The organism is Sphingomonas sp. 3-13AW (assembly GCF_049311085.1).
Taxonomy (GTDB): Bacteria; Pseudomonadota; Alphaproteobacteria; order Sphingomonadales; family Sphingomonadaceae; genus Sphingomonas.
Map to the genome: position 1 here is coordinate 21,834 of NZ_JASNVZ010000015.1, position 12,259 is coordinate 34,092.

A 12,259-nucleotide genomic window follows, 5' to 3' on the forward strand; every position below is an offset into this window, starting at 1 on the left:
ATTGAAGTCGGTGGCAGGACGCCGGATAAAAGCAGGTAGGGCGCGTTTCGATTTCCAAGCGCGCGATTTCATTGACACTTTGTCCCTGCTCTCCTATATCGCGGCTCTGCCTCACGATCGGGAAATGATGCGTCGTCGCGCAACGCATTGGACGAATGGATCGGCCGAGGTCTTTCGAGACGCCCTGAAGCTGCGGTCCCACCGGGGATGACGCGGCTTTTTGCGTCTCGTTTGCGCACCTGCCCGGGCTTTCTCGGGCGCGAAATTTGACCAAGCGAGGCGACCTACTCCCATGGCGACCAAGGCAATCGAGAACGGCACCGCGAAGCGCCGTATCCGCAAGGTGTTCGGCAACATCCACGAAGTGGTGCAGATGCCGAACCTGATCGAGGTCCAGCGCGAGAGCTACGAGCAGTTCCTGCGTTCCGATCCGTCGACGGGCTATGTCTCGGGCCTCGAGAAGACGCTGCGCAGCGTCTTCCCGATCCGCGACTTCGCCGGCACGGCCGAACTCGACTTCGTGACCTACGAGCTCGAGTCGCCCAAGTTCGACGTGGAAGAGTGCCGCCAGCGCGGCATCACCTATGCGGCGCCGATGCGCGTGACGCTTCGCCTCATCGTGTTCGAGGTCGATCCCGATACGGAAGCCCGGTCGGTGCTCGATATCAAGGAGCAGGACGTCTACATGGGCGACATGCCGCTCATGACCGAGAACGGCACCTTCTTCATCAACGGCACCGAGCGCGTCATCGTCTCGCAGATGCACCGGTCGCCGGGCGTGCTGTTCGACCATGACCGTGGCAAGACCCACGCGTCGGGCAAGTACCTGTTCGCCGCGCGCGTCATCCCGTACCGCGGCTCGTGGCTCGACTTCGAGTTCGACGCCAAGGACATCGTCAACGTCCGCATCGACCGCAAGCGCAAGCTGCCGGTGACGACGCTGCTGTACGCCCTGGGCCTCAACAGCGAGGAAATCCTCAACCACTTCTACAACCGCGTGACCTTCGTCCGCGGCCAGGGTGGCTGGCAGATTCCGTACGCGGCCGAGAATTGGCGCGGTCAGAAGCCGGCGTTCGACATCGTCGACGCGAAGTCGGGCGAGGTCATCTTCCCGGCCGGCCAGAAGATCAGCCCGCGCGCCGCGAACAAGGCAGTCAAGGACGGCCTGACCGACCTGCTGATCCCGACCGAGGAAATCTTCGGCCGCTACAGCGCGTTCGACCTGATCAACGAGCAGACCGGCCAGATCTACATCGAGGCGGGCGACGAAGTGTCGGCCGAGAACCTCGAGCTGCTCGACCAGGCCGGCATCGATCGCATCGAGCTGCTCGACATCGACCATGTCACCACCGGTCCGTGGATCCGCAACACGCTCAAGGTCGACAAGGCCGAGGAGCGCGAGCAGGCCCTGTCCGACATCTATCGCGTCATGCGCCCCGGCGAGCCGCCGACGCTGGAAACCGCGGAGTCGCTGTTCGGCGGCCTGTTCTTCGATCCCGAGCGCTACGACCTGTCGGCCGTGGGCCGCGTGAAGCTGAACATGCGCCTCGACCTGGACGCCGATGACACGGTGACCACGCTGCGCACCGAGGATCTGCTGGCCGTCATCAAGACGCTGGTCGACCTGAAGGACGGCAAGGGCGAAGTCGACGACATCGACAACCTCGGCAACCGTCGCGTGCGTTCGGTGGGCGAACTGCTGGAGAACCAGTATCGCGTCGGCCTGCTCCGCATGGAGCGCGCCGTGAAGGAGCGCATGAGCTCGGTGGACGTGTCCACCGTGATGCCGAACGACCTGATCAACGCGAAGCCCGCGGTTGCCGCGGTGCGCGAGTTCTTCGGTTCGTCGCAGCTGTCGCAGTTCATGGACCAGACCAACCCGCTTTCCGAAGTGACGCACAAGCGTCGCGTTTCGGCGCTCGGGCCGGGCGGCCTCACGCGTGAGCGTGCAGGCTTCGAAGTCCGCGACGTTCACCCGACCCACTACGGCCGTATCTGCCCGATCGAAACGCCGGAAGGCCCGAACATCGGTCTGATCAACTCGCTGGCGAGCTTCTCGCGCGTCAACAAGTATGGCTTTATCGAGACGCCGTACCGCAAGGTCATCGACGACCGGGTGACCGACGAAGTCGTCTACCTGTCGGCAATGGAAGAGCAGAAGCACACGGTCGCGCAGGCGAACGCAGAGCTCGACTCCGAGGGACGCTTCGTCGAGGAGCTGATCTCGGCTCGCCAGGGCGGCGAGTTCCTGATGGCGATGCGCGATCAGATCACCCTGATGGACGTCAGCCCCAAGCAGCTGGTGTCGGTCGCGGCCTCGCTCATTCCGTTCCTGGAGAACGATGACGCGAACCGCGCGCTGATGGGTTCGAACATGCAGCGTCAGGCCGTACCGCTGGTACAGGCCGAGGCTCCGTTCGTGGGCACCGGCATGGAAGAGACCGTTGCCCGGGATTCCGGCGCTGCGATCTCGGCCAAGCGCGCCGGCGTGGTGGACCAGGTCGATGCGACCCGCATCGTGATCCGCGCCACCGGCGACGTCGACGCGAACGAGAGCGGCGTGGACATCTACACGCTGATGAAGTTCCAGCGTTCGAACCAGTCGACCTGCATCAACCAGCGTCCGCTGGTGAAGGTGGGCGACGTGGTGAACGCCGGCGACGTGCTGGCCGACGGTCCTTCGACCGAGTTCGGCGAGCTGGCGCTGGGCCGCAACGCGCTCGTCGCGTTCATGCCCTGGAACGGCTACAACTACGAGGACTCGATCCTGATCTCCGAGCGCATCGTGAAGGACGACGTGTTCACGTCGATCCACATCGATGAGTTCGAGGTCATGGCCCGCGACACCAAGCTCGGGCCCGAGGACATCACCCGCGACATCCCCAATGTCGGCGAGGAAGCGCTTCGCAACCTCGACGAAGCGGGCATCGTCTATGTGGGTGCCGAGGTCGAGCCGGGCGATATTCTCGTCGGCAAGATCACGCCGAAGGGCGAAAGCCCGATGACGCCGGAAGAAAAGCTCCTGCGCGCCATCTTCGGTGAAAAGGCCTCCGACGTTCGCGACACCTCGCTGCGCCTGCCGCCGGGCGTTGCCGGCACGATCGTCGACGTTCGCGTCTTCAATCGCCACGGCATCGACAAGGACGAGCGCGCGATGGCGATCGAGCGCGAGGAGATCGAGCGCCTGAAGAAGGACTCGGACGACGAGCGCACGATCCTCAACCGTGCGACCTGGAGCCGCCTGCGCGAGATGCTGCTCGACCAGACCGCCACTGCAGCGCCCAAGGGCGTCCGCAAGGGCGTGGTGATCGACAGCGAGGTGCTCGACAGCGTCGATCGCCACGAGTGGTGGAAGTTCGCGGTTGCGGACGACACCGTCCAGTCGAACCTGGAAGCCGTGAAGGCCCAGTACGACGAGGCTGCCCGCAAGATCCGCGAGAAGTTCGAGGATCGCCGCGAGAAGCTGGAGCGTGGTGACGAGCTACCGCCGGGCGTGCTCAAGATGGTCAAGGTCTTCGTCGCGGTGAAGCGCAAGCTGCAGCCGGGCGACAAGATGGCCGGCCGTCACGGCAACAAGGGCGTCATCTCGCGCATCCTGCCGCAGGAGGACATGCCGTTCCTGGAAGACGGCACCCCCGTCGACCTGGTGCTCAACCCGCTGGGCGTGCCGTCGCGCATGAACGTCGGTCAGATCTTCGAGACCCACCTGGGCATGGCCGCACGCGGTCTTGGCCGGCAGGTCACCGAAGCGCTGGAGCAGTGGCGTGAGGCCAATCCGAACCCCGCGACCGGCGCGATGCCGGATGCGGTCAAGGATCGCCTCAAGGTCATCTACGGCGAGCAGTACCACGCCGAGATCGACGCGCGGGACGGCGAGGAGATCGTCGAGCTGGCGCAGAACCTGAAGAACGGCGTGCCGATGGCGACGCCGGTGTTCGACGGGGCGCGCGAGCCGGACGTGTCGCGGATGCTGGAACTGGCAGGGCTCGACCCGTCGGGTCAGGTCACGCTCTACGACGGGCGCACCGGTGACGCGTTCGACCGCAAGGTGACCGTGGGCTACATCTACATGCTGAAGCTCCACCACCTCGTGGACGACAAGATCCACGCGCGTTCGATCGGGCCGTACAGCCTCGTCACCCAGCAGCCGCTGGGCGGTAAGGCGCAGTTCGGCGGCCAGCGCTTCGGCGAGATGGAGGTCTGGGCCCTGCAGGCGTATGGCGCAGCCTACACCTTGCAGGAGATGCTGACGGTGAAGTCCGATGACGTGGTCGGCCGCACCAAGGTCTACGAAGCGATCGTCAAGGGCGACGACACCTTTGAGGCCGGCATTCCCGAGAGCTTCAACGTGCTCGTCAAGGAAATGCGGTCGCTGGGCCTCAACATCGAGCTCAAGGCACTCGAGGAAGACGACGGTCTCGCCGAGGCGGCGGAATAACGGCCAGGGGCGCTGCCAACGCGGCGCCCCTCCCCGTTTCGCCCGGAGTTTTGCCCCCTAGAGGGATTACGACATGAACGAACTGACCAACTTCGCGAATCCGGTCCAGAAGCCGGAGACCTTCGACCAGATCCAGATCGGCATCGCCTCCCCGGAGCGCATCCGTTCCTGGTCGTTTGGCGAGATCAAGAAGCCCGAGACGATCAACTATCGCACGTTCAAGCCCGAGCGTGACGGCCTGTTCTGCGCGCGCATCTTCGGTCCGATCAAGGACTATGAGTGCCTGTGCGGCAAGTACAAGCGCATGAAGTACAAGGGCATCGTCTGCGAGAAGTGCGGCGTCGAGGTCACCGTCTCGAAGGTCCGCCGCGAGCGCATGGGCCACATCGAGCTGGCCGCACCGGTCGCCCACATCTGGTTCCTGAAGTCGCTGCCGTCGCGCATCGGCCTGCTGCTCGACATGCAGCTCAAGCAGCTGGAGCGCGTGCTCTACTTCGAGAGCTACATCGTGATCGAGCCGGGCCTGACCAGCCTCGAGAAGTACCAGCTCCTCACCGAGGACGAGCTGCTCGAGGCGCAGGACCAGTTCGGCGAGGACGCCTTCTCCGCCGGCATCGGCGCCGAGGCGGTCAAGACCATGCTCATGGAGCTCGACCTCGAGGGCGAGCGCGAGGACCTTCTGAAGGAACTCGCCGAGACCAAGTCCGAGCTGAAGCCCAAGAAGATCATCAAGCGCCTGAAGGTCGTCGAGAGCTTCATCGATTCCGGCAACCGCCCGGAATGGATGATCCTGGACGTCGTTCCGGTCATCCCGCCCGAGCTGCGCCCGCTGGTGCCGCTGGACGGCGGTCGCTTCGCGACGTCGGATCTGAACGATCTGTATCGCCGCGTGATCAACCGTAACAACCGCCTCAAGCGCCTGATGGAGCTGCGTGCGCCGGACATCATCGTCCGCAACGAAAAGCGCATGCTGCAGGAAGCCGTCGACGCCCTGTTCGACAACGGCCGTCGCGGCCGCACGATCACGGGTGCCAACAAGCGTCCGCTCAAGTCGCTGTCCGACATGCTCAAGGGCAAGCAGGGCCGCTTCCGTCAGAACCTGCTCGGCAAGCGCGTCGACTATTCGGGTCGTTCGGTCATCGTGACCGGTCCGGAGCTCAAGCTGCACCAGTGCGGTCTTCCCAAGAAGATGGCGCTCGAGCTGTTCAAGCCGTTCATCTACGCACGTCTCGATGCCAAGGGTCTGTCCATGACCCTGAAGCAGGCGAAGAAGTGGGTCGAAAAGGAGCGCAAGGAAGTCTGGGACATCCTGGACGAGGTGATCCGCGAGCATCCCGTGATGCTCAACCGCGCACCTACGCTCCACCGTCTCGGCATCCAGGCGTTCGAGCCGGTGCTGATCGAGGGCAAGGCGATCCAGCTGCACCCGCTCGTCTGCTCGGCCTTCAACGCCGACTTCGACGGTGACCAGATGGCCGTCCACGTGCCGCTTTCGCTGGAAGCCCAGCTCGAAGCGCGCGTGCTGATGATGTCGACCAACAACATCCTCAGCCCCGCGAACGGCAAGCCGATCATCGTGCCGTCGCAGGACATGGTCCTGGGTCTCTACTACATCTCCATGGAGAAGCAGAACGAGCCCGGCGAAGGCATGATGCTGTCGGACATGGCGGAGGTGCACCAGGCACTGCACGCCGGCGCCGTCACGCTGCACACCAAGATCATCAGCCGCGTTCCGCAGACTGATGAGAACGGCGTGCAGTACATGAAGCGCGTGGAGACCACCCCGGGCCGCATGCTGCTGGGTGAGACGCTGCCGAAGTCGTCGAAGGTCCCGTTCGAGACCGTCAACCGCCTCCTCACCAAGAAGGACGTGGGCGACGTGATCGACGAGGTCTATCGTCACACCGGCCAGAAGGAGACCGTGCTGTTCGCCGACGCGATCATGGCACTGGGCTTCCGTCACGCGTTCAAGGCGGGCATCTCGTTCGGCAAGGACGACATGATCATTCCGGACGCCAAGGTCGGCCTCGTCGATGAGACGCGCGCGCTCGTGAAGGATTACGAGCAGCAGTATCAGGACGGCCTGATCACGCAGCAGGAGAAGTACAACAAGGTGATCGACGCCTGGAGCCGTTGCGGCGACCAGGTGGCGGCAGCCATGATGGACGAGATCCGGGCGGTGAAGCATGACGAGAACGGTCGTGAGAAGCCGGTCAACGCGATCTACATGATGGCGCACTCGGGTGCTCGTGGTTCGGCAGCGCAGATCAAGCAGCTGGCGGGCATGCGCGGCCTGATGGCCAAGCCTTCGGGCGAGATCATCGAGACGCCGATCATCTCGAACTTCAAGGAAGGCCTGACCGTCCTTGAGTACTTCAACTCGACCCACGGCGCTCGTAAGGGCCTCGCGGATACCGCGCTGAAGACCGCCAACTCGGGGTACCTCACCCGCCGCCTCGTCGATGTGTCGCAGGATTGCGTCATCATGGAAGAGGATTGCGGTACCGAGCGTGCGCTCGAAATGAAGGCGATCGTCCAGGGCGGTTCGACCATCGCGTCGCTCGGCGAGCGCATCCTGGGCCGCACCACGGCCGAGGACGTGGTCGACACCAAGACCGGCGAGGTCGTCATCCCTTCGGGCACGCTGCTCGACGAGGCGATGATCACGCAGATCGAGGCGCTGAACGTCCCGGGCATGAAGATCCGCAGCCCGCTCGTCTGCGAGGCCAAGATCGGCGTGTGCGGCAAGTGCTACGGGCGCGATCTCGCCCGCGGTACGCCGGTGAACATCGGCGAAGCGGTCGGCGTCATTGCGGCGCAGTCGATCGGTGAGCCGGGCACGCAGCTGACGATGCGTACCTTCCACATCGGCGGTGCGGCACAGCTCAACGAGCAGTCGAACCTGGAAGCGCCGGTCGACGGCAAGGTCGAGTATCGCGACCTGCGCGTCATCATGGACCAGCGTGGCCGCCGCGTGGTGCTCAGCCGTTCGGGTGAGCTCGCGATCGTCGACATGGACGGCCGCGAACTGTCGGTGGATCGCATCCCGTACGGTGCTTACGTACTGTGCGACGATGGCCATATCGCGAGCGCGGGCGACCGCATCGCGGAGTGGGATCCGTTCACCATGCCGGTGATCACCGAGAATCCGGGTACCGTGAAGTACCAGGACCTCATCGACGGCAAGACCCTGACCGAACAGGCCGACGAAGCGACGGGCATCACCCAGCGCGTCGTCACCGAATATCGCGGCAAGTCGAAGGAGGATCTGCGTCCTCGCCTGACCCTGCTCGACGAGAATTCGGGTGAGGCCGGCCGCTACATGCTGGCGGCAGGCGCCACGCTGTCGGTCGAGGATGGTGCGCAGGTTCAGGGCGGTGACGTTCTGGCCCGTGTCAGCCGCGAGGCTGCCAAGACCCGCGACATCACCGGCGGTCTGCCGCGCGTCGCCGAGCTGTTCGAGGCACGCAAGCCGAAGGAGAATGCGATCATCGCAAAGGTCTCCGGCCGTGTCGTGTTCGGCAAGGACTATAAGGCGAAGCGCAAGATCGGCATCCAGCCGGAGGACGGCGGCGAGGTCGTCGAGTATCTGGTGCCGAAGTCCAAGGTGATCGACGTCCAGGAAGGCGACTACGTCAAGCGTGGCGACAACCTGATCGGCGGCAGCCCGGATCCGCACGACATTCTTGAGGTGCTCGGCATCGAGCCGCTCGCGGAATATCTCGTGTCGGAAATCCAGGAAGTCTATCGACTGCAGGGCGTGAAGATCAACGACAAGCACATCGAGGTGATCGTTCGCCAGATGCTGCAGAAGGTCGAGATCACCGACGGTGGCGACACCACCCTGCTCGCGGGCGAACAGCTCGACCGCGACGAGATGGACGAAGCCAACGAGAAGCTGGCCCCGGGCCAACAGCCGGCGCAGGGCAAGCCCATCCTGTTGGGCATCACCAAGGCGTCGCTGCAGACCCGCAGCTTCATCTCGGCCGCCTCGTTCCAGGAGACGACCCGTGTGCTCACCGAGGCTTCGGTGCAGGGCAAGATCGACTCGCTGAACGGCCTGAAGGAAAACGTGATCGTCGGCCGGCTCATCCCGGCGGGTACCGGTGCAGGCATGAACCGCCTGCGCGTTGCGGCTACCAGCCGCGACGTGGCGCTCCGGGCGCAGCAGCGTGCGCTCCAGGCCGCGCTGATCGCGCCCAACAGCGCCGAGGAAGAGCGTGCCGCAGAACGCGCACGCTCGGTCCGCGACGACCAGGGCACGACCGAACCGCTGGCGGCAGTGACGCCCAGCGGCCACGGCACCGACGAAGATGCCGGTGAGTATCTGAACGACTGATCCTTCCAGATCAGACGGAACAACGAAGCCGCTGTCCGGGAGACCGGGCGGCGGCTTTTTTGTTATGTTTTGTGGCTGCAGCGGTGAAACGAGCCATGCCGGCGACGAACTGAGTCGCAGGTTTGCCCGCGCCGACCGGTTTTCCTAATGCCAGCCTCAAAGGGCGGATCGCTCCAAGAAAGGATTAGGAGACCATGTTCAGCACGCTTCTCGTCGCAATGACTCTCAGCACCAACACCATTCCGCTGACCCACGAAGTTCCCGTGGAGGGCACCCCCACCCCGCTGTCGCTGCGCTACGAGGCAGACGTCGCCATCCAGCATCGCCAGGTCGGCACGGTAGCTCCCGGCGGTCGCGGCGACACGCTGCGCTGCCACTGGACGGCCGGCGGCGATGTTCGCCGCACGCTGGTCGGCACCACCGAGGGAGCCGCCACCCGGCAGCTTCCCCTCGCGTCCACTGGTGCGCTCAAGCCGATGAAGGGGCAGCGTCCCGGCTGGTGCGAAACCAACCGTGCCGCTATCGCAGCCTCGGTCGAAGCTGGCATCCCTGCCCTTCGCACGCAGCTGGTCGCGTTCGCCGAGCGCGATCGCACGACCCTGTCCTCGGAGATCAACGATGCGCACGCGCTGTTCCGCACCGGGAGTTAACTCCCGTTCTTTCCTCTTGATCGGCGGCGCCCTGCTTTCATTAGCAGCGGCGCTTCCGGCGTATGCGCAAAGCGAGACGAACCGCTCCACGCTTTCCGTCGAACTCACCACCGATGACCGCCAGCGCGGGATCAGCTGGAGCGACGGCGATGCGAGCCTGCGCGGGTCCGCGAACATCCCGCTCGGCGGGCAGGGCTTCTCGGTGAACGCGTCCGTCGCCACGCTGAACGACAGCCCGCGTCATGGCGGTGCGGCGGTCGGCATCGACCTCGGCGCCAGCTACGCCCAGTATTTCGGGCCGTTTCGCGTCGATGGCGTCATCACCGGCCATTTCTTCCCGGGAAGCGACCGGGCACTCAACTATCTGGAGGTCGGTGGCGGTGCCGGCTTCGCGCTCGGCCCGGCACAGGTCGACGGGTTCGTCCGCTACGCGCCCGATCAGTCGGCGATCGGCGGCGACAATTTCTATGTCGGCGCAGAAGGCCGCATGGGCATACCGGTGACCCCGTTCACGGTCATAGCCGGGATCGGTCACAGCTCGGGCAGCGTGGACAACGCCCAGCGCGCAGCGCGGCTGCGGCCGGGCGGCAGCTATACCGACTGGCGATTGGGCGTGGAGCACGTAACCGGCCCGCTGGTGATCGGCGTCGACTATGTGGACACCGACATTTCGGACCGCGCGATCGTCGCTTCTCGCTATGCGGACGGTCGCAACAGCGACAGCCGGCTGCTCGCCCGGGTCGGCCTCAACTTCTGATCGCAGGTGCGGGGCGTCTAGAGGCGCCCCGCACCAACCCGGCGCGATTGCCTTGCATTTCAGTCGGTTCGAGCGCTGGATGCGCGGATGCTGGACCGCATCTTCACGGCTGTCTCTACCCGGATCGCTGCCGCTGCGGGAAAGCCGCTCACCTTCATGGTCGCGATGGTCGCCATCGTCATCTGGGGCATCACCGGGCCGATCTTCGGCTACTCCGATACCTGGCAGCTGGTGGTCAACACTGCGACCACCATCGTGACCTTCCTGATGGTGTTCCTGATCCAGAATTCGCAGAACCGCGACGCTGCCGCGATGCAGGCGAAGCTCGACGAATTGATCCGCGCGCTGGAAGCCGCGAGAGGCGAGTTCATCGGCATCGAACACCTGACCGACCTTGAGATCGAGAGCATCCGCGCCGCACTTGAGGATGAGGCGCGCGAGCTGTCGGGCAAGGATGGCACTGCCGACGACAGCGTGGGGGCGCTGCTCAAGCGCCGCTAACGGGCTTGCCCGGGCCGGTCGGGCCCCAAGGAGGCCGCGACCGGATCATCCCCGACGAGCGCCAGGATCAGCGATACAGGGCCTGGGCATCCTGCTTGAACGCGGCGCCGCTGTCGTTGCGGCTATAGAACATGTGCCCGCCGGGATAGACGCGCAGCTGGACGCGCTCCGCCTGCCCGAACGCCGGCATCTGGTCGACGATCAGCCGTGACGCGAAGAAGGGGCACGAGAGGTCGTCCCAGCCGTGGACGATCATCACCCGCATCTTGGGATCGTTGGCGATCGCCTTGCGCAGATCGGTGACCGGGGAATCGTCCGGCTTGCCGCGGTCCCAGGCGCGGTTCACCTCATAGGAGAGCGCGTGATAGCGGGCATCGGTCTTCCAGCCGACCTCCCGCGTGACGAAGTCGACCATGGCGCTGGTGGTCGGCGCGATCAGCGCGTCGAGGATCGGGTCGTTGGACTGCTGCTGCGCCGCCCAGGGGAAGGGATCGAAGGCAGTGACGTTGGAGTCATAGACGCTGCCGATCATGCCCTGGCTGCGGTGGATCTCACGCAAGTAGGTGCGGCTGTCGACGCGACCGCCCAGCTTCTGCACCAACGCGGGGTCTAGCCCGGTCAGTTCGGTCACGCGGCGGACGATGCGCGCGGTCGCCTCCGCATCCGAACGGCCGCGCAGCAGGTCGCGGGCATAGTCACCGCGCACATAGTCTTCGACCTCGGCCATCGCCTGGGGCGTCAGTCGCCCCTGCCGCTCCAGGTTCGCCGCCGCCATCGAGGGCAGCTCGATCATCCACGGCAGCGGGGAAAGCGCGGTGGCGTTGTCGCCGGACGCGGGATCCAGGTACGGCGACACCATGATCAGCCCGTTGATGCCGACGCCGATCTGGGACTGGAGTTCATAGGCGATGCGTGGCGCGCGATAGCCGCCATAGCTTTCGCCCATCACATATTTGGGAGAGCGCAGCCGGCCTTCCTTCACCAGCCAGTCGTAGACGACCTTGGAAAGGTACTTGATGTCCGGCTCGTTCGCGTGGAACGCCTTCTTGGTCTCCGCCTCGTCGACCAGGCTGCGGCTGAAGCCGGTGCCGATGGGGTCGATGAACACCAGGTCGGTAAAGTCCAGCCAGCTGTTGGGATTGTCCGTCGCGATCGGAGCGTCAGAGGGCGCATCGCCCTGCCCGCCGAACTGCACCCGCTTGGGCCCAATCGCTCCCAGGTTGAGATAGACCGACGCCGCCCCCGGGCCCCCGTTGAAGGCAAAGGTGACCGCGCGCTGCGCATCGCGGCCGGGCACCGTATAGGCGGTATAGGTGACCTGGCCGATCTCCTTGCCCTTGGCATCGCGCACCGGGATCGTGCCCACTGTCGCCTTGTACGAGAGGGTGCGCCCGCCGATGCGCGCCGACTGGCTGATCGTCTTGTCCTTGGGGAGCGGCGGCAGGCCGGTCTCGTCCTCGGCCTCTTTCTTCTCGACGGTGGTGGTGGTTTCCGCCTTCTGGGCGTGGGCAATGCCGCTCGTGCAGGCAAGCAGCAGGGCGGCGGCAGATACGCGCAGAATCGATCGCAAGTGT

Annotated in this window: 6 protein-coding genes; 5 read left to right on the forward strand and 1 reads right to left on the reverse strand. The window is 65.0% G+C overall.

Annotation, left to right across the window (positions count from 1 at the left end):
* Positions 1 to 292: 292 nt before the first annotated feature.
* From rpoB to QP045_RS14925, 5 genes are all read left to right on the forward strand, one after another.
* Complete coding sequence (rpoB, locus tag QP045_RS14905) at positions 293 to 4,438, forward strand: DNA-directed RNA polymerase subunit beta (protein ID WP_422515783.1); 4,146 nt, start codon at positions 293 to 295, stop codon at positions 4,436 to 4,438.
* A gap of 73 nt (positions 4,439 to 4,511) precedes the next feature.
* A complete protein-coding gene (rpoC, locus tag QP045_RS14910) occupies positions 4,512 to 8,777 on the forward strand; it encodes a DNA-directed RNA polymerase subunit beta' (protein ID WP_422515784.1) in 4,266 nt (1,421 codons plus the stop codon).
* A 194-nt stretch (positions 8,778 to 8,971) separates the two neighbouring features.
* Positions 8,972 to 9,427: a hypothetical protein gene (locus QP045_RS14915; RefSeq protein WP_422515785.1), complete on the forward strand. Its 456-nt coding sequence runs from the start codon at positions 8,972 to 8,974 to the stop codon at positions 9,425 to 9,427.
* A gap of 16 nt (positions 9,428 to 9,443) precedes the next feature.
* Positions 9,444 to 10,184: a TorF family putative porin gene (locus QP045_RS14920; protein WP_422515786.1), complete on the forward strand. Its 741-nt coding sequence runs from the start codon at positions 9,444 to 9,446 to the stop codon at positions 10,182 to 10,184.
* A gap of 90 nt (positions 10,185 to 10,274) precedes the next feature.
* Positions 10,275 to 10,685: a low affinity iron permease family protein gene (locus QP045_RS14925; protein WP_422515830.1), complete on the forward strand. Its 411-nt coding sequence runs from the start codon at positions 10,275 to 10,277 to the stop codon at positions 10,683 to 10,685.
* A gap of 67 nt (positions 10,686 to 10,752) precedes the next feature.
* Here the strand turns inward: QP045_RS14925 and QP045_RS14930 are convergent, their stop codons facing one another.
* On the reverse strand, positions 10,753 to 12,255 hold the full coding sequence (locus QP045_RS14930) for a S10 family peptidase (protein ID WP_422515787.1): 1,503 nt from the start codon (positions 12,253 to 12,255) through the stop codon (positions 10,753 to 10,755).
* Between the last annotated feature and the right edge of the window lie 4 nt (positions 12,256 to 12,259).

What these genes read in the sequence shown, in the direction of transcription:
- rpoB (WP_422515783.1), top strand. Translation starts at nt 293, where the DNA reads ATGGCGACCAAGGCAATCGAGAACGGCACCGCGAAGCGCCGTATCCGC.
- rpoC (WP_422515784.1), top strand. Translation starts at nt 4,512, where the DNA reads ATGAACGAACTGACCAACTTCGCGAATCCGGTCCAGAAGCCGGAGACC.
- QP045_RS14915 (WP_422515785.1), top strand. Translation starts at nt 8,972, where the DNA reads ATGTTCAGCACGCTTCTCGTCGCAATGACTCTCAGCACCAACACCATT.